This window comes from uncultured Sphingomonas sp. (assembly GCF_937871615.1).
GTDB lineage: Bacteria > Pseudomonadota > Alphaproteobacteria > Sphingomonadales > Sphingomonadaceae > Sphingomonas.
Window position 1 is genome coordinate 14,014 of the sequence record NZ_CALMPA010000058.1, and the last position, 17,070, is coordinate 31,083.

Annotated in this window: 17 protein-coding genes; 4 read left to right on the forward strand and 13 right to left on the reverse strand. The window is 65.2% G+C overall.

The window, feature by feature from the left end; translation table 11 throughout:
- The 4 genes from Q0316_RS16215 to Q0316_RS16230 form a co-directional block, all read right to left on the reverse strand.
- A complete protein-coding gene (locus tag Q0316_RS16215; RefSeq protein WP_298674339.1) occupies window positions 1-1,164 on the reverse strand; it encodes an efflux RND transporter periplasmic adaptor subunit in 1,164 nt (387 codons plus the stop codon).
- A 106-nt stretch (window positions 1,165-1,270) separates the two neighbouring features.
- Window positions 1,271-2,539 (reverse strand): TolC family protein, encoded by a 1,269-nt coding sequence (locus tag Q0316_RS16220; protein ID WP_298674340.1) that lies wholly within the window; start codon window positions 2,537-2,539, stop codon window positions 1,271-1,273.
- Between the two features lie 55 nt (window positions 2,540-2,594).
- Complete coding sequence (locus Q0316_RS16225) at window positions 2,595-2,930, reverse strand: hypothetical protein (protein WP_298674341.1); 336 nt, start codon at window positions 2,928-2,930, stop codon at window positions 2,595-2,597.
- Between the two features lie 18 nt (window positions 2,931-2,948).
- Window positions 2,949-3,587 (reverse strand): cation transporter, encoded by a 639-nt coding sequence (locus Q0316_RS16230; protein WP_298674342.1) that lies wholly within the window; start codon window positions 3,585-3,587, stop codon window positions 2,949-2,951.
- 61 nt (window positions 3,588-3,648) lie between these two features.
- Between Q0316_RS16230 and Q0316_RS16235 the strand changes: the two genes are divergently transcribed.
- Window positions 3,649-4,059, forward strand: a complete 411-nt coding sequence (locus Q0316_RS16235; RefSeq protein ID WP_298674343.1) for a helix-turn-helix domain-containing protein — start codon at window positions 3,649-3,651, stop codon at window positions 4,057-4,059.
- A gap of 22 nt (window positions 4,060-4,081) precedes the next feature.
- Here the strand turns inward: Q0316_RS16235 and Q0316_RS16240 are convergent, their stop codons facing one another.
- A complete protein-coding gene (locus Q0316_RS16240; RefSeq protein WP_298674344.1) occupies window positions 4,082-4,714 on the reverse strand; it encodes a cation transporter in 633 nt (210 codons plus the stop codon).
- 76 nt (window positions 4,715-4,790) lie between these two features.
- Between Q0316_RS16240 and Q0316_RS16245 the strand changes: the two genes are divergently transcribed.
- The 3 genes from Q0316_RS16245 to Q0316_RS16255 all read left to right on the forward strand — a co-directional run bounded on the left by Q0316_RS16245 (window position 4,791) and on the right by Q0316_RS16255 (window position 8,158).
- The gene (locus Q0316_RS16245) at window positions 4,791-5,186 is read left to right on the forward strand and encodes a helix-turn-helix domain-containing protein (protein ID WP_298674345.1); all 396 of its coding nucleotides are present in this window, start codon (window positions 4,791-4,793) and stop codon (window positions 5,184-5,186) included.
- A gap of 187 nt (window positions 5,187-5,373) precedes the next feature.
- Entirely contained in the window at window positions 5,374-7,254 is a 1,881-nt protein-coding gene (locus Q0316_RS16250) for a cytochrome c/FTR1 family iron permease (protein ID WP_298674356.1), read from the forward strand.
- 31 nt (window positions 7,255-7,285) lie between these two features.
- A complete protein-coding gene (locus tag Q0316_RS16255) occupies window positions 7,286-8,158 on the forward strand; it encodes an undecaprenyl-diphosphate phosphatase (RefSeq protein WP_298674346.1) in 873 nt (290 codons plus the stop codon).
- Window positions 8,159-8,202: 44 nt separating this feature from the next.
- On the opposite strand, the gene Q0316_RS16260 is transcribed toward Q0316_RS16255, so the two are convergent.
- The 8 genes from Q0316_RS16260 to Q0316_RS16295 form a co-directional block, all read right to left on the reverse strand.
- Window positions 8,203-8,538: a copper-binding protein gene (locus tag Q0316_RS16260; RefSeq protein WP_298674347.1), complete on the reverse strand. Its 336-nt coding sequence runs from the start codon at window positions 8,536-8,538 to the stop codon at window positions 8,203-8,205.
- 2 nt (window positions 8,539-8,540) lie between these two features.
- Window positions 8,541-11,696, reverse strand: coding sequence for an efflux RND transporter permease subunit (locus Q0316_RS16265; protein ID WP_298674348.1), 3,156 nt, complete (start codon window positions 11,694-11,696; stop codon window positions 8,541-8,543).
- Window positions 11,693-13,192, reverse strand: coding sequence for an efflux RND transporter periplasmic adaptor subunit (locus tag Q0316_RS16270; protein ID WP_298674349.1), 1,500 nt, complete (start codon window positions 13,190-13,192; stop codon window positions 11,693-11,695). Before Q0316_RS16270 ends, Q0316_RS16265 begins: the two co-directional genes overlap by 4 nt.
- A complete protein-coding gene (locus tag Q0316_RS16275) occupies window positions 13,189-14,418 on the reverse strand; it encodes a TolC family protein (protein WP_298674350.1) in 1,230 nt (409 codons plus the stop codon). The genes Q0316_RS16270 and Q0316_RS16275 overlap by 4 nt, the downstream gene beginning before the upstream one ends.
- A gap of 140 nt (window positions 14,419-14,558) precedes the next feature.
- Entirely contained in the window at window positions 14,559-14,864 is a 306-nt protein-coding gene (locus tag Q0316_RS16280; protein ID WP_298674351.1) for a hypothetical protein, read from the reverse strand.
- A 96-nt stretch (window positions 14,865-14,960) separates the two neighbouring features.
- Complete coding sequence (locus Q0316_RS16285) at window positions 14,961-15,341, reverse strand: hypothetical protein (protein WP_298674352.1); 381 nt, start codon at window positions 15,339-15,341, stop codon at window positions 14,961-14,963.
- Between the two features lie 72 nt (window positions 15,342-15,413).
- Window positions 15,414-15,806, reverse strand: a complete 393-nt coding sequence (cueR, locus tag Q0316_RS16290) for a Cu(I)-responsive transcriptional regulator (protein ID WP_298674353.1) — start codon at window positions 15,804-15,806, stop codon at window positions 15,414-15,416.
- Window positions 15,803-17,070, reverse strand: a 1,268-nt coding sequence (locus Q0316_RS16295; RefSeq protein WP_298674354.1) for a heavy metal translocating P-type ATPase, incomplete at its 5' end; no start/stop codon positions are given. The genes Q0316_RS16295 and cueR, both read right to left, overlap by 4 nt.

The window sequence follows — 17,070 nt, forward strand, 5'->3', positions numbered from 1 at the left end:
CTATTCCTCCTCGCCCGCGCCCTTGCCGAGTTCGGCCTTGAGCAGGAATGCGTTGCGGGTGGCGATGGTGTCGCCGGACTTGAGTCCGGAGACGATCTCGACACGACCGGCGCTGCGCTGGCCCAGTGTCACGCGACGAGCACGGAAACCTTGGGGCGTGCGGACGAAGACGGCATCGCGGCCATCGACGCTCTGCACGGCATCTTCGGGGACCACGATCGCGTTGGTCGCGGCACCTTGGCTCGGCATCAGCCGGACCCGGACCCCGAGGCCGGGCTGGAGGATGCCGCCTGGCACCTCGATAAGCGCCGTGGCCGAACGGGTCTCACCGCTCAGCGTCGGCGTGACGGCGCGAACCCGGCCCTCGACGGTGCGTCCATCATTCAGTTCGACGACCGCGCGATCGCCGGCGGCCAGACGCGTGATATCGCCAGGGTTGATCGCGGCTTCGACCTGGATCTTGCTCGGATCAGCGACGCGGAATAGTTCAGCTTCAGGCTGGACAAAAGCGCCGAGGCTCACCGACGCTGCGGTGACGCGGCCTGCGATCGGGCTTGCCACGATGACGCCTCGACCGTCGCCGGTGACGTTGGCCGCACCCGCCGCAACCTGCGCGCGGTGCGCTTCGGCAGCCGTCGCGGCTGCTTCTGCCTGCGCCTGTTCAAGATCGACGCGCGCCGACACCTTCTGGTCGTATAGGTAACGCTCGCGAGCGAGCGCCTTGCGCGCTAGCTCGGCCCGCGCTGCAGCCGCGGTTCGATCGGCAGCGATCTGCGCGGCATCCCGGCTCTCGACCACGGCGAGCGCTTCACCGGCCCGGACGGGATCGCCGAGCCGCTTGAAGACGCGCGTGACCGCACCGCCCGCGCGGGCCGTCACAAGTGCTTCGCCCGTGGGGGATGGGGAGACGACCGCCTGCGCAACGATCTCCGACCCTAGGCCCCCGGCACGCACTGCTTCAGTCGCGATGCCGGCATCGCGGATCGCCTGCGCGGTCATGACGAGGGTATCTGGCGGCGTTTCGCGCTGCTCACCCTTCTTTTCTGCCGATTGGCTACTTGGGGCTGGATCGGCGGTGCAGCGCGCAACGCTGAAACCGCCGACGGCGGCGAGCAGGACCGCTCCTGCCACGCCCCCGAGGAGGCGTTTGTCCTGTGTTATCATTGTGTATCTCCGAAATTGATTGAGCGGCTCGCGAAAGACTCAAGCGGCGCTTTGAAGGGTGAGAACGGGAAGCTGATCGCCACCGGCGCGGATGGGACACGCGCTCTCATTGCGCTGCCTCCGAAAGAGCCGGTGCAGGGGTGGTCAGGCGTGCGAGCCGGGCGCCCGCTTCGTGATAGCCGATGAGCGCATCGATGAACGCGGCATTGGTGTCGGCCAGCGTTCGTTCCGCCTGGAGTAGATCGAGCTGACCGAACTTGCCCTGCGCATATCCGATTCTCGCGATCCGGGCCGCTTCCATGGCCGCAGCGAGCGCTGGACCACCAGCCGAGCGCGCGGTTGCGGCGGCATTGGCAAGATCGGCCTGCACGCTGGCGATAGCCTGTTCCGTATCGATGAGCGTGACCCGTCGTCTAGCATCCACCTGAAGCCGCTCGGACTCGGCCTGGCTCACCGCAGCCTGCCCATTGTTGAACAGGGGGAACGGGATGCTGACCCCGAACACCGCCGCCATGTCGTTGGTGGCCGACAGGCGCCGTGCTCCGGCGCTGAGCGTCACATCCGGGATGCGTTGCGAGCGGGCGAGCCGAACCTGGGCGTCGGCGGTCGCGACATCCGCTTGGGCCGCAGCGACGATGAGGGTGCCCTGTGCCGATGCGGGCATCGTCGGCCCATAGGTGCCGACCCGATCGAACCATTCCGTGTCGAGTTCACCGACAATCGGTTCGCCGATCAGACGGGCGAGATTCTCGCGTGCGACGGCAGCCTCCCGGATTGCCCTCTCCAGCGCGACACTGGCATTGACGCGCTCGACATCGGCCCGCTGCTGCTCGATCGGTGAGCCCGCACCGGCCGTCACCCGCGTGCTTGCCGCGCGGAAACCCCGATCAGCGAATTCCGCCAACATCCGCGCTACACCGACGCGGCGTTCAGCCGCCACGGCTGCTATGTAGGCCAGCGTCACACGCTCGCGCAGGTCAGCCTGTGTGATGGCGACCTCGATGCGTGCCCGGGTGCCGCGCGAATCAGCCACCGCGATGCGCGCAGAGCGTTTGCCTCCCAGCTCGATCGGGAGCGCCACGCCGGTAGTGGTTTCCGCGCTTTGGGTGCCTCGGTAGAGTCCGGAGCCGCCGACATTTTCGACCTGAACCTGGACTTCGGGATTCGGCCGCAGACCCGCTACTGTGCGTGCAGCGCTGGCCGCCCGCACGCCAGCATCGGCAGCTTCGAGGTTGGGGGACGTCGCACCCGCCGAGATCAGGGCGCGCTCCAACGTATAGGGAGGTGATGAACTTGGTGACGATGCCGCCATTTGCGCCTGCGCGATCGACGCGCAAGACGACACGGCCAGCAGGGCCGCGAAAATACGATACATGGGAAACTCCTGACGAACCGAAAGAGTCCGCGACGAATCGCGGACGGACGGATCGTCAGGCCTGTGGCGGCCTCAGGCCAGGATCGTTGGCAGCGGCCACCAGAGCAGCCGACGGCTGAATCGCGACACGGCTCGGCGATGTAATGCCGTCAGCCGTCGAGGTAAGCTCCGCCGGAGCCGCGACGTGATGGCCATGGCACCCGGCGTGATGATGCGGATACCCCTTGTCAGCGTCGGCAGGCACCTCGTCGCCATCGCCGACGCTATGCGCCGCGGCGGCAACCGTGCCCGGTTCGATGCAGATCACCGGCTCCATCGCATGCGCTATCGAGCCGCCCCCGATCGAGAGGACGACGCCAAGGCAGGCAAACAGGAAGAGCAGCCGACGCATCGGTCCTGTTCTTAGCATCTATTCGGCCGGTATCGCCAGCGGCATTGGTCGATGCAGCTCACGCCATGCCTGTTGAAGGATTTGCGCTCCACCCCACAGAGCGAGAGACGCCATGATGCCTGCGACCAGAAGGTCGGGCCAGGCAGACCCGGTGCCGAACACGCCGAGCGCCGCAAGCATCACGGCCGCGTTACCGATCGCGTCGTTGCGCGAGCAGATCCAGACCGAACGCATGTTCGCGTCACCGCTGCGGTGGCGGTAGAGCATGAGGGCGACCGCGCCATTGGCGATCAGCGCAAGCAAACCGACCGTTCCCATTGCGTCCGCATGCGGCAGACCGCCATGGCCGATCGACCATAGCGCGGAAGCCAACACCCAGAGGCCGAAGGCAAAGATCGTGGCGCCCTTCACGAGCGCCGCTCGGGCGCGCCAGGCCAAAGCCAGGCCGGCAACGCCCAGGCTGATCGCGTAATTGGCACTGTCACCGAGAAAATCCAGCGCATCGGCCTTGAGCGCCGCCGAGTCCGCCGCGACGCCGGCGACGATCTCGATCGCGAACATTGTGAGATTGACGCAGAGCGCGATCATGAGCGCGCGCCGCCAGCGCGCGTTCTCGACGCGTGTCGTCTCTCCGCAGCATGATCCGCAACCTGCCATTCGGCCTCGCCTTCCGAGTCGCTTGGCCTTATGCACCCTCAAGTAACTAGAGGGTCAAGCGATGCGTATCGGCGAACTCGGCAAGGCGACGTCGACCAAGATCGAAACGATCCGTTATTATGAGCAGGCGGGCCTGCTGCCGCCACCGGGACGTACCAGCGGCAACTATCGCAGCTACGGCGAAGCACATCTGGCCCGGCTCTCGTTCATCCGGCGCGCGCGTGCGCTCGGTTTCGGGATCGATCAGGTGCGCGCATTGCTCGATCTCTCCGACGATCGCACCCGCGACTGCGCAACGGTCGATCGGATCGCCACTATGCATTTGCAGGACGTCGACCGAAAGATCGCGGATTTGAAAGCCCTGCGACGCGAGCTGAGCGCTCTTGTCAGCTCCTGCGAAGGCGGCGTGGTCGCCGATTGCCGGATCGTCGAAGCCTTGGGACCGACCGACAGAGGCGAAGGCAGCGCCTGATCCGGCCGAGCCAAGCCGTAAGCTAACGAAAGATGTGAAGTTCAGATCGCGCGTTGCGGACAATTTCAAAAGAGGAATGGAGGAAGAGGAGAGCAATCACGCCAGCGACCAAGAGGTCGGGCCAAGCGCTGCCTGTCCAGGCGACCAGCCCAGCCGCGACGATGACGGCAATGTTCGCGATGGCATCGTTGCGACTGAACAGCCAGATTGCCTGCACATTGGCATCGCCTTCGCGGAAACGGGCGAGCACCAGGGCCGCTGTGACATTGACGGTCAGCGCCACGACACCGATCCCGCCCATCAATTCCGCTTCGGGCACCGCTGCATTCAGCGCCCGCCAGATCGCGAAACAGATGACACCCAGTCCTAATGCACCTAGGAAAAGCCCTTGAGTAAGTGCGATCCGGGCGCGGCCGCTGGCGGACCATGTCAGCGCGATCAGGCCCAGCAGGCTGATCGAGCCATCGCCAAGGAAGTCGAGCGAATCCGCTTTCAAGGCCTGACTGTCTGCAATGAAGCCCCCAACCAGTTCGCACAGGCCGAAGGCGAGGTTGAGGACGACGACGATCATCAGCGCATGCCGATAGGCAGGGTCGTGCTGCGCGCGTTTCTCGTCGCCATGACAGGCGCAGGATGAGGAGGCGGATTCGGTCATCAGCCTTTCCTACAATCTCTAGTCACTGTAGAAGCAAGGCTTAAGCGATGCGTGAGAAGTTGGGGACGGGAACGGCATGAAGATCGGAGAGCTATCGCGCGCGACCGCCACCAAGGTGACGACGATCCGCTTCTATGAGGAGATCGGGTTGCTCGATCGGCCAGTACGGACCGCCTCTGGCCGGCGCACTTATGCGCTTCGTGATGTCGAACGGCTCAACTTTGTTCGCAACGGCCGCAGACTGGGCTTCTCGATCGAGGAGATCCGTTCGCTCATTGCACTCGCCAGCGAACCGGGGCGCGATTGCGGGGAAGCGATGGCGATCGCATCTCGCCACCTTGCAGTCGTTGAGGAACGATTGGAACAGCTTACCGCCCTTCGCGACGAACTGGCCGTGATGAGCCGGAATTGCGACCGTCAGCGGATCGCTGACTGCCGCGTCATTCAGGCCATCGCTCGACCGGCCGCATAGATGGCACGCCATCCATGACGGGCATCCGGTGATCCTGAGAATTGTTATTGCGACCCAATCGCAAATTTCTTGCTTCTACAGCCACTGGAGGTTGTAGAGCGGAATCATGCACACCCGTCCTTGCCGAGAAATCCCGGCCGCCATGGCCCGACCACTCATCGCCTTGTTGATCGCTCTGCTGTGGTCGATGCTGGCGCCGGCCGGAGCGAGCGCTGCGCCGACGGCTGATCCGAACAACGTGCAAACTGCCTGGCGACTGCTCGATTATATGGCCGTGGACTATGGCGGTGCGGTCGAGGGAGGCCGGGTCAAGAGCGCGTCGGAATATGCCGAGATGACGGAATTCGCGGCATCCGTGTCGGCGAAGCTTGATGCCTTGCCATCCACACCACAGCGCGCGGAACTGATGTCCGGCGCAGCGCGGCTCCAGGCCGTCATCGCGCGCAAGGGACCGCCCGAAGAGGTTGCGAAACTGGCGCATGCCCTCGCCGCAGACCTTCTCCAAGCCTATCCGGTCCCACTCGCTCCCAACACTCCGCCGAACTTCGCGCGGGGCGAGGCGCTGTTCCAGACGAACTGCGCCGCCTGCCATGGCGCGACGGGTGATGGGCATGGCCCGAATGCGGCCAAGGTCAGCACCCCGCCGATCGCCTTCACCGATCAGGTCCGCGCGCGCCAGCGCAGCATCTTCGCGCTGTATCAGGTCATTGGCCAGGGCATTGATGGGACCGCGATGCAGAGCTTCGCGGACCTTCCGAGCGACGATCGCTGGGCGCTTGCGCTCCGCGCCGGGAGCTTCGCACTGACCGACGCCGAGGCGCGCGAAGGCAAACGACTGTGGAAGGCTGATCCCGCGCTTCGGCAGCGCATACCCGATCTCAAGACGCTGGTTTCGCTCACGCCCGCTGCGCTCGCATCGAGCATCGGCGAGCCGCGCGCTCTGGCGGTCATGGCCTATCTGCGCCGCCATCCCGAAGCCGTGGTCGCGCAGGCGCCGACTTCGCTGGCGCTGGTTCGGCATAAGCTCGCGGCCAGCCTCGATGCCTTCCGCAAGGGAGACCGCCGCGCCGCCAAGGAGATCGCGCTCTCTGCCTATCTTGATGGATTCGAACCGGTCGAGCCGACGCTGGGTGCCCGCGATGCGACTTTGCTCAGCCGAATCGAAGGGGCGATGGGCGAGTATCGCGCCGCAATCGACCAGGGTGTTCCGGCGGATGATCTTGCGAATCGCGTGCTCATCCTGAACGGGCTGTTCGATGACGCCGAGGCGGCGCTGGCGCCAAGCGCCTCCAGCCAGGCCTCGACGTTCCTGGGAGCGTTCACGATCCTGCTGCGTGAAGGGCTGGAAGCTCTGCTCATCATTGTCGCGATGATCGCCTTTCTCCGCAAGGCGGAGCGGACGGAAGTTCTTCCTTATGTCCATGGCGGTTGGGTCGGCGCTCTCGCGGCGGGGCTGCTCACCTGGTTCGTCGCCACCTATGCGATCGGGATCAGCGGCGCGAGCCGCGAGCTGACCGAAGGGTTCGGCTCGCTCTTTGCCGCTGTGGTCCTGCTATCGGTCGGAATCTGGATGCACGGCAAGGCGCAGGCAGATCAGTGGCAGCGCTACATCCGGGACAAGATGGCGCATGCCCTGTCGGGTCGGTCGGCCTGGTTGCTGTGTGGGCTCGCCTTCGTCGTCGTGTACCGCGAGGTGTTCGAGACGATCCTCTTTTATGCGGCGCTTTGGGCGCAGGGGAATGGTGGCGCGCTGCTCGCAGGTGCAGGTGCCGCGGTGCTGCTGCTGGCTGTGATCGCCTGGGCCATGTTGCGCTACAGCCGCCAACTGCCGATCGCGCAATTCTTCTCCTACAGTTCGTGGCTGATGGCGGCGCTGACGGTCGTTCTCGCCGGAAAAGGCGTCGCCGCCCTACAGGAGGCGGGGATCATCGACATCGCGCCGCTGGCGGTCGCGCCGCGGCTGTCGATGCTCGGTATCTTCCCGACCTGGCAGTCGATCCTGACTCAGCTTGCGATGGTCGCGGCCATATTCATCGGCTTCTCGTTCAATCGGCGGCGGGCATCCTGATGCAGCTCGCTCCACCAAGGGAAGATAGTCCATGACCGCCGCATGCTCGCCTGGCGTCGATACCGGCTTCGTGTCGCTCGGTTATGCCAAGGTCGCTTGGCTGGGCCTGGTTCAGGGGATCACCGAACTGCTCCCGATTTCCTCGACAGCGCACATGCGCGTCGTTCCCGCGTTGCTGGGCTGGCGCGATCCGGGCGCGGCTTTTTCCGCCGCAATGCAGCTCGCCGCCCTGGTAGCGGTGGTCAGCTATTTCTGGCGGGACGTAGCCCGGCTGGCGGGAGGTTCCGTCTCGGCCATCGCTGAACGGCGTTTCGACGATGCCGACCTGCGCATGACGCTGCGGATCGGACTGGCGACCCTGCCGATCGTGCTCGCCGGCACCGCACTCAGTTCCATCCTCAATCAATGCGCCTCGCCGCTTCGCAGCCTCACGGTGATTGGCTGGGCCTGTGTCGGCATGGCGCTCTTGATGGCACTGACCGAGATCACGGCTCGCCATCGCCGAGCCGTAGAGAGTTCCTCGCTTGCCGATGCGTTGCTGGTCGGAATCGCCCAGGTCGGTGCTCTCATTCCCGGTGTCTCGCGCTCCGGCTCGACCCTGACCGCCGCCTTGGCGCTTGGTTTCAGGCGCGAGGAGGCTGCGCGCTTCTCCTTCCTGCTGGGTATCCCAGCGATCGCTCTCGCCGGGCTCAAGGAGCTGTGGGAACTGCACCGGGTGGGGCTCGATATGCATGGCTGGTCGATACTGGCGCTCGGCCTCATAACCGCCTCGATCTCCGCCTTCGTGGCCATCTGGGCGTTGATGCGAATTCTCGAACGCTTCTCCGCATGGCCATTCGTTGTCTATCGTGGTGCGCTGGGCCTCCTTCTGCTCGTAATGATCGCTCGAGGCTCGCTCGCCTGAAAGCACGGGGCCGGAATGGCGCTGCCACCCCGACCCCAAAGCCATCATTGCGGGCGAACGCTGGTCACCTCCGCAGATGCGCCCTGGACTTTGACGTCGAAGCCAATTCGCTGGCCGACGTGGAGACCACGCAGCAGCGTCGGCGGGTTGGCCTTGAACGCCATGGTCATGGCAGGCCAACTCACCGCCGGGATCGGCCCATGCTGGATGGTCAGTTTGGCCGTCTTCGGATCGATCGCGGTAATCACGCCGGTGCCATGACCGGTCTTCGCCTGCGTGGCGGCATGGCTCATGCCAGGCATGTTCGCCATCGACTGCGCGAACGCAGGCCCGGCCGTAAAAATGGAGGCGGCAACCAACAGGGTAGAAAATGCTCTCATGATCAACTCCTTTGCTGAGAGGCTGGGGTAATTTCGGGGGAACCGCGTCGTGGCCGGCGCAGCAGCAGATAGGCAGCAGGCAGGACGAACATCGAGAGCAGCGGTGCGGTCAGCATGCCGCCGATCATCGGCGCGGCGATCCGGCTCATGACCTCCGAGCCTGCGCCCGACCCGAGCAGGATCGGCAGCAGGCCGGCGAGGATCACCGCGACTGTCATCGCCTTGGGGCGAACGCGCAGTAGCGCGCCCTCACGCACCGCCGCCTGAACTTCGGCGGCATCGGGATGGTTCTCGCGCTCCTCGAGCGCATTCTTCAGGTAGATCAGCATCACCACGCCGAACTCGGCCGAGACGCCGGCGAGCGCAATAAACCCGACCCCGGTAGCGACAGACTGGTTGAAGCCCAGCAGATAAAGCGTCCAGATGCCGCCGGTAAGCGCGAAGGGCAGCGTACCCATGATAAGGGCCGCTTCGTCAAACCGGCCGAAGATCATGTAGAGCAGCACGAAGATGATCAGCAGTGTTGCGGGAACGACCAGCTTCAATTTGTCGACGGCACGCTGGAGATATTCGAACTGGCCGGAATAGGCGATGCTGACGCCGGGCGAGAGCCTGACTTCCTTCGCCACCGCGTGCTGGAGATCGCTGACCACCGAAGCAAGGTCGCGGCCACGCACGTCGACATAGACCCAGGTCGAGGGCCGGGCATTCTCTGTCTTGAGCATCGGCGGTCCCTCAGCGATCGTAATGTTCGCGACCGTACCGAGCGTGATCTGCTGGCCCGAAGGTGTGAGGACCGGGAGCGTCCTCAGCCCCTCAAGACTGTCGCGCAGTTCGCGTGGATAGCGCACGCTGATCGGATAGCGGGCAAGCCCTTCGACGGTCTCACCGATCGTTTCACCACCGACCGCGCCCGAGACGATTGCCTGGAGATCCGTAATGTTGAGCCCGAACCGCGCGGCGGCGGCCCGATCGATGTCGACATCGACATAGCGCCCGCCAGTGAGCCGCTCGGCGAGCGCCGAGCTGACGCCCGGTACGGTCTTGGCGACCGTCTCGACATCATGAGCGATGCGGTCAAGCTGGACGAGATCGGCGCCCGACACCTTGACCCCGATCGGGCTCTTGATGCCGGTCGCGAGCATGTCGATGCGGTTGCGGATCGGCGGCACCCAGACATTGGCGAGGCCGGGAATCTTCACCGTCCGGTCCAGTTCCTCGACCAGCTTGTCGGGCGTCATGCCGGGCCGCCACTGGTCGCGCGGTTTGAACTGGATCGTGGTCTCGAACATTTCGAGCGGCGCTGGATCGGTCGCGGTCTCGGCGCGCCCGGCTTTGCCGAACACGCTCTCGACCTCGGGCACGGTCTTGACCAGCCGGTCGGTCTGCTGGAGCAGTTCGCTCGCCTTGGCCGCCGAGAGGCCCGGCAGTGCCGAGGGCATATAGAGCAGGTCGCCTTCGTCGAGGTTTGGCATGAACTCGCCGCCGAGCCGGGCCAGCGGCCAGGCCGTGGTGGCGAAGACGAGCGTCGCGATCAGCAGCACCGTCTTCGGCCGCTTCAAGGTCCAGTCGATCGCGGGCCGATAAATGTCGGTCAGCCAGCGGTTGACCGGATTGGCCTGCTCGGGCGGAATCTTCCCCCTGATCAGCCAGCCCATCAGGATCGGCACCAGCGTGACCGATAGGATCGCCGCGCCCGCCATTGCGTAGGTCTTGGTGAAGGCCAGCGGTGCGAACAGCCGCCCCTCCTGCGCCTCCAGCGTGAAGACCGGTATGAACGAGAGCGTGATGATCAGCAGGCTGAAGAACAGCGCCGGTCCAACTTCGGCGGCGGCCTCGGTTACAACGATCCAGCGCATCTCGCTTTTCAGATGCTTGTCCGGGTGATCCTGCTCCCAGCGCTCGATCTTCTTGTGGGCGTTTTCGATCATGACGACCGCCGCATCGACCATGGCGCCGATGGCGATGGCGATACCGCCGAGCGACATGATGTTGGCGTTGACCCCCTGGAACCGCATGACGATGAAAGCGGCCAGCACGCCCAAGGGCAGGGTCAGGATCGCGACTAGTGCCGAGCGAACGTGCCAGAGGAACAAAGCGCAGACGAAGGCGACGACGATGAATTCCTCGACCAGCTTATGGGTGAGGTTCTCGACCGCGCGGTCTATGAGCTGCGAGCGGTCGTAGGTGGTGACGATCTCGACGCCCGGCGGCAGGCTCGCCTTCAGAGCGGCGAGCTTGTCCTTGACCGCCGCGATCGTCTCCCGCGCATTCTTGCCCGAACGCAGGATGACGACGCCGCCGGCGACCTCACCCTGGCCGTTCAGTTCGGCGATGCCCCGCCGCATCTCGGGGCCGATCTGGATCGTAGCGACGTCCCCCAGCCGCACGGGTACTCCGGCTGCTGCCGTCTTCAATGGAATCGCGCGGAAGTCGTCGAGAGTCTTCAGATAGCCCGAAGCGCGGACCATATATTCCGCCTCGGCCATCTCCAGCACCGAGCCGCCGGCCTCTTGATTAGCCTGCTGGATCGCCTGGACCGCCTGGTTGTGGGTGATCCCGTAGGCAGCGAGCTTCACCGGATCGAGCAGCACCTGATACTGCTTGACCATGCCGCCGATGCTCGCGACCTCGGCGACGCCGGGCACGGTCTTCAGCTCGTAGCGCAGGAACCAGTCCTGAAGCCCGCGAAGCTGAGACAGGTCGTGTCGACCGGTCTTGTCGACGAGCGCATATTCATAGACCCAGCCGACCCCGGTGGCGTCCGGACCGAGCGCGCTGCGGGCACTCGCCGGCAGCCGTCCCTGCACCTGGTTGAGATATTCGAGCACTCGGCTGCGCGCCCAATAGAGATCGGTGCCGTCCTCGAAGATCACATAGACGAAGCTGTCGCCGAAGAAGGAATAGCCGCGCACCGTCTTGGCGCCCGGCACTGACAGCATAGTCGTGGTGAGCGGATAGGTGACCTGGTTCTCGACGATCTGCGGGGCCTGTCCCGGGTAGGACGTGCGAATCACGACCTGCACGTCGGAGAGATCCGGCAGCGCGTCGATCGCGGTTGAACGCACCGCCCACAGTCCCGCGCCGACCAGCGCCAGCATGCCGATGAGTACGAAGAAGCGGTTCCTGACCGACCAGCGGATGAGGTGAGCGATCATTGGCCGCCTACCTTCGCCATGCGGTGCACGGTCGGTCCGGCAGGCGGCTGGTCGAAGCCGAAGCGCACACGGTCGCCGACCTTGAGCCCGCGCGCGACCGATGGATTGGGCAGCGCAAAGGTCATCGTCATCGCCGGCCAGCCTATGGCGGGCACCGGCTCATGGCTCAGCGTCACCGAAGTGGAGGTGATCTGTTCGATCTTGCCCGTCGTCTCGTAGAGCGCGGCCGGAGCGGCGGGTTTGGCCGCTGTCGGAGCAGGTCCACCGATCGGCCGAGCCTCCACGCCGGAAAGGCTTGCCTCAGAGTCGATCAGGAACTGACCCGACGCGACGATCTTCTCGCCTTCGCTCAGGCCCGCCAGGATCTCGGTATCATCACCCGACTCCCGCCCGGTCTGCACCTCGGCGGGGCGGTAGCGTCCTTTGTCGAGCGCGAGCATCACCAAGGTCCGCTTGCCGGTGCGGATCAAGGCTTCGGACGGCACGAGCAACGCTGCCTGTGTGCTACCTCCGAACGAAACGCTCGCGAACATACCCGGACGCAGGCGCCCGCCCCGATTGGGCAATTCGATGCGAACGGTCAGCGTTCGGCTGTCGATCTGAGTCTCGGGCAGGATCGCCGAGACACGGCCTGACAAGGTCTCGCCGGGAAAGGCGGCCAGCGTCGCCTGCACCTTCTGTCCAGGTCTGAGCGGACCAGCGATAGCTTCGGGCACGGCGGCATTAAGCCAGACGGTGCCGAGGCCGTTGACTTCGGCGAGCGTCTGGCCCGCCGTCATGGTCATGCCGGCCCGCACGTCCAAAGTCTTGATCACGCCGCCGGTCGGGGTGGAGATCGTGATGACGGTCTGAGGCCTTCCCGTGCGCTCGACCGATGCGATGGTGCCGGGCGACATGCCGAGCAGCATGAGCCGTTGGCGCGCGGCCTGGGTCAGCGCCGCGTTGCCGGCGCGCCGAACCGCGAGAAATTCGGTCTGCGCGCCACCCCATTCCGGCACCAGGATATCGGCGAGCGGAGCGCCCGCACCGATCACGTCACCCGGCGCGCGAGCATAGACCCGCTGAATGAACCCGCTAGTCCGCGTCTGAACGATCGCGATATCGCGCTGGTTGAAATCGATCGTGCCGGTGGCGGTGAGGCTGCTCGACAATTCCCCGCGCCGGACTGCGACGGTGCGAAGCCCCAGCGTCTGGGATGTGTCCGGATCGATCCGGACACCGGGTGCGTCACCCCCGCCTTCGTCGGCATATTTGGGGACCAGCTGCATATCCATGAACGGCGATTTGCCGGGCTTGTCGAAATGCTGCGACGGCACCATCGGGTCGTACCAATAAAGCGGTTTGCGTCCGCTATCGGCGTTTTGGATGGCCGCAGGAGCGCCGGCGGGATGGCCTGTCCAGCGCGCGATGCCATAGCCGCCGGCTCCGGCCGCCAGCGCGATGACAAGACCCGCGATCGCAAGGCGCGGCCGGATCGGGGAAACGTCTTCTGTCATTGGTCGTCGCTCCGATAGGTAAGGGACAGCCGGGCGCCGTCGGCGGCGACCAGGGCTTCGCGATCAAGCGTGGTGAGGGTGGCATCGGCGAGCGCAGCATAGGCGTCGGCGACATCGACGAGACTGGCGCGGCCTGCGCCGTAGCTGGCAGTCTCCAGCCTGACCCGCTCCTCTGCAAGCGGTTGCAGCGTATCCCGCGCGCGCATCCATTGCTCATGGTGCATGACGTGATCGGCAATATCTGCATCGAGATCGGCGGCGAGCGCACGCAGTGCGGCTTCGCGCTGGGCGGCTACCCGTCCGGCATTGGCCTGGGCCTCGGCGATCAGGGCGCTCTGACGATTGCGGGTGAAGAAGGGGAGGCTGACCGTTACACCGGCCGAGACATAGTCGCCGAAGCGAGGATCGCGGCGCTGATAGGCCAGGTTGACGCCGAAGTCGGAACGCCGGCCGGCATCGGCCATGCGCACATCGGCATCCGCCTGGCCAGCTTCGGCATCGATCATCCGTATCGTCGGTTGACGATCGAGGCTCGCTCGCAGAGTGGCGCCGTCGATAGCGAAATCAGGGATCGGTCCGGCAATCTCAGGCGCCGGATCGCCCGTCCAGCGGATCAATGCGGCGCGGGCGCGCGCCACGTTCGAGACGAGTTCGCTGCGGCGATCCTGTAGCGCGGCAATCGCCTGCTGACCTGCCAGCGTCTGCGCCGGCCGCGCATTGCCCGAAGCGACCGCGCTCGATGTGCTGCCAACCACGCGCTGGAGGCGAGCCAACAGATCGTCGAGCGCGGCAAGCCTGCGTTCGGCATAGGCCAGATTGATCCATGCCAGCGCGGCTTCAACTTCAACGGTGCGCGCTTCCACCGCAGTACCGGCCTCGGCCGCCCTGATGTCGCTGTCGGCGCGTGCCTGCTGGGCGTGGCGCTTGGCGAGATTGGGAATGTCCTGGGAGACGCCGACCCGCGCCATAGTGAAATCGTCGCGCTGCGGCTCGAACGCGAGCGGGCCGGAAATGGGGAAGCTGTCGATACCTACCGCCAAAGTGGGATCGGGCAACGCGCCGGCTGCACCGCGCGCGGAACGTGCGGCATCGACGCCGAGCGTCTTAGCTCGAATGGACGGCGCATTATTCTTCGCCTGGCGAAGCGCCGCATCGAAGGTAAGCGGTCCGGCAAACGCAATACCAGGGATCGCCGCCAAGAGCGGCAGGCACAGAAACGATCGCATGAAAATCTCCTGATCGGAGGATCAGGCCGACATCGTGCATCATGACATGGCGGGCATATCAGTGGCGGCGGAATGGGGGGCATCCCGCCGCCACTGCTGGCCTAGCCGTCCATGCGACCCGAAGCGGCCAGAATCCGTGCCTAGCCGACCGAACGGGCGGGCGACGGCGATGCCATGCTGTGCATCTGCTTCATGCAATCGGCAGCATCGGTGCTGCTCATCTTCATCATGTCGCAATCGCAGCTCGCCACTTGCGGGGCGTCTGGCACCCAGACGCGGCGGGGTGCCGTAAATGGCGCACGCGGGCCATAATTTGGCGATTGGCGCCATTCATAATGACCCCCGGCACCGGACGTCGGCGTACCCTGCGCGAAAACAGGAGCTGTGATTGCGAAGGTTGAAAGCGCGACCGCGATCGCCGCGGCCGAAAGGTTGATCGTCTTCATGATATAATCCTTGGTCTGAAACTCGTCCTGACGCGGGCCATTCGGCGCCCCGTCAGCCGTTCACGGCTTCAGGAAGCACGAACCCGCGCGCGAAGGTCAGCCAAGGAAACTGGGTGGTTCCGGTTCGGGTCCGGTGTCATGACCCGCAAGGATTGTAGATGTCGGCCAGAAGACATCGACGACTGGCGCCAACTGTGCCGTTGACGGCGTGTGCGAATCTTTCATGGCGATAACCGCACTGCAACCGGCCATCAGCATGCAGCCGGAACCCTTGGAAGTTTTGGAGTCCTTGTCGCTCTTGGCAGGCTTGGCCGCACAGTCGGTGCAGCCTGCGGGCATCTTGCAGTCGGGCATTGCTGAACTCGCGGCGACCTGATCTTGCGTCATCAGCAAACACGGAGCAGCAACCGCCACCCCGTTTCCAGTAAGGCCGAACAGGATGCCCAAGCATAGGAGATGGCGCAGTAGCTTCAGCACGCTTTGAAAATGCTCCTCCACGATATTGCTGTCAATTCATGACTGTGGCCAGCAAGGAGAAAATCGACAGGCTTAGTCATCGCGGGCCAGCCGCTCGATGATCGGGCAATCGGGGTGCATGTCGCCATGGCAGCGTTCGGCGAGATCGACCAATGTTCGACGCATCGCCTCGAGCGCCGCAGCCTTGCGCTGCAATTCCTCGGCCCGCGCCGTCGCCAGCGCCTTGACTTCGGCGCTCGTCCGCCCGCGATCGTTCCACAGGTCGAGCAGCGCGCGGATGTCCTCGATCGGAAATCCTAGGTCGCGCGCATTGGCAATGAAACGCAGGCGGTGGAGGTCGGCCGGCGAATAGTCGCGATAGCCGCTATCGCGGCGCGGCGCCTCGGGGATCAGCCCGATCTTCTCGTAATGACGGATCATCCGCTGCGAGACGCCGCTCGCTTCCGAAGCCTGGCCGATGTTCATAGCGCCACCCGATTGAGCCTCAACGCGTTACCGACCACGCTGACCGACGACAGCGCCATCGCCGCGGCCGCGATGATCGGCGACAAGAGAATACCGAAGAAAGGATAGAGCAGGCCGGCAGCTACCGGCACGCCGGCCGCGTTGTAAATGAAGGCGAAGAACAGGTTCTGTCGAATGTTAGACATGGTCGCCCTAGAAAGCTGCCGAGCCCGCACGATCCCGGTGAGATCGCCCTTCAGCAGCGTCACCCCGGCGCTCTCGATCGCAACGTCGGTGCCCGAACCCATGGCGATGCCGACATCGGCAGCGGCGAGCGCGGGCGCGTCGTTCACCCCGTCACCGGCCATCGCGACGACCTGGCCTTCGCGCTTCAGCCGCTCGACGACTGCGCTCTTCTGGTCCGGCAGCACCTCGGCCTCGACCGTATCGATCCCGAGCTTGCGGGCCACGGCTTCCGCGGTCGTGCGATTGTCGCCAGTGAGCATCACGACGTTAATGCCGGCGCCGCGCAAGACCGCAAGCGCGTCGGGCGTGCTCGTCTTGATCGGGTCGGCGATCGCGATCACGCCGGCAACGCGGCCGTCAATCCCGACGAAGATCGCCGTCGCGCCGTCACGGCGCAGCGCGTCGGCGGTCTGCTCCATTGCCGCGAGATCGATGCCATTGTCACGCATGATCTGCGCATTCCCGAGCGTCACCATTCGGCCATCGACCGTGCCGGTCGCACCCTTGCCCGTCGGCGCGTCGAAATCCGAAACGACAGGAATCGCGATGCCTAGATCCGTCGCGGCCGTTACGACGGCGAGTGCCAGCGGATGCTCGGACGCGCGCTCCACCGCCGCGGCGAGGCGCAGCACCTCGTCTTGGTCCAATCCTTCACCAGCGATGATCCGGGTGACCGAAGGCTTGCCCTCGGTCAGCGTGCCCGTCTTGTCGACGATCAGCGTCTCGACCTTCTCGAGCCGCTCCAGCGCCTCGGCATTCTTGATCAGCACGCCGAGCCCGGCGCCGCGGCCGACGCCGACCATGATCGACATCGGCGTCGCGAGGCCCAGCGCGCAGGGGCAGGCGATGATCAATACCGCGACGGCCGCGATCAGCCCGTGTGCGAGGCGCGGCTCGGGACCCCAGATGCCCCAAGCGATGAAGGCGAGAAGTGCAACGCCAAGCACCGCCGGCACGAACCAGCCCGCGACCTGATCGGCGAGCCGCTGGATCGGCGCGCGCGAGCGCTGCGCCTCGGCGACCATCTGGACGATCCGCG

Bases quoted from the DNA above. Each gene is read 5' to 3' on its own strand.
- Q0316_RS16275 (WP_298674350.1), bottom strand. From the start codon at position 14,418: ATGCGATCGTTTCTGTGCCTGCCGCTCTTGGCGGCGATCCCTGGTATT.
- Q0316_RS16265 (WP_298674348.1), bottom strand. From the start codon at position 11,696: ATGATCGCTCACCTCATCCGCTGGTCGGTCAGGAACCGCTTCTTCGTA.
- Q0316_RS16280 (WP_298674351.1), bottom strand. From the start codon at position 14,864: ATGAAGACGATCAACCTTTCGGCCGCGGCGATCGCGGTCGCGCTTTCA.
- cueR (WP_298674353.1), bottom strand. From the start codon at position 15,806: ATGAACATCGGCCAGGCTTCGGAAGCGAGCGGCGTCTCGCAGCGGATG.
- Q0316_RS16220 (WP_298674340.1), bottom strand. From the start codon at position 2,539: ATGTATCGTATTTTCGCGGCCCTGCTGGCCGTGTCGTCTTGCGCGTCG.
- Q0316_RS16240 (WP_298674344.1), bottom strand. From the start codon at position 4,714: ATGACCGAATCCGCCTCCTCATCCTGCGCCTGTCATGGCGACGAGAAA.
- Q0316_RS16260 (WP_298674347.1), bottom strand. From the start codon at position 8,538: ATGAGAGCATTTTCTACCCTGTTGGTTGCCGCCTCCATTTTTACGGCC.
- Q0316_RS16225 (WP_298674341.1), bottom strand. From the start codon at position 2,930: ATGCGTCGGCTGCTCTTCCTGTTTGCCTGCCTTGGCGTCGTCCTCTCG.
- Q0316_RS16245 (WP_298674345.1), top strand. From the start codon at position 4,791: ATGAAGATCGGAGAGCTATCGCGCGCGACCGCCACCAAGGTGACGACG.
- Q0316_RS16270 (WP_298674349.1), bottom strand. From the start codon at position 13,192: ATGACAGAAGACGTTTCCCCGATCCGGCCGCGCCTTGCGATCGCGGGT.
- Q0316_RS16215 (WP_298674339.1), bottom strand. From the start codon at position 1,164: ATGATAACACAGGACAAACGCCTCCTCGGGGGCGTGGCAGGAGCGGTC.
- Q0316_RS16255 (WP_298674346.1), top strand. From the start codon at position 7,286: ATGACCGCCGCATGCTCGCCTGGCGTCGATACCGGCTTCGTGTCGCTC.
- Q0316_RS16250 (WP_298674356.1), top strand. From the start codon at position 5,374: ATGCTGGCGCCGGCCGGAGCGAGCGCTGCGCCGACGGCTGATCCGAAC.
- Q0316_RS16235 (WP_298674343.1), top strand. From the start codon at position 3,649: ATGCGTATCGGCGAACTCGGCAAGGCGACGTCGACCAAGATCGAAACG.
- Q0316_RS16230 (WP_298674342.1), bottom strand. From the start codon at position 3,587: ATGGCAGGTTGCGGATCATGCTGCGGAGAGACGACACGCGTCGAGAAC.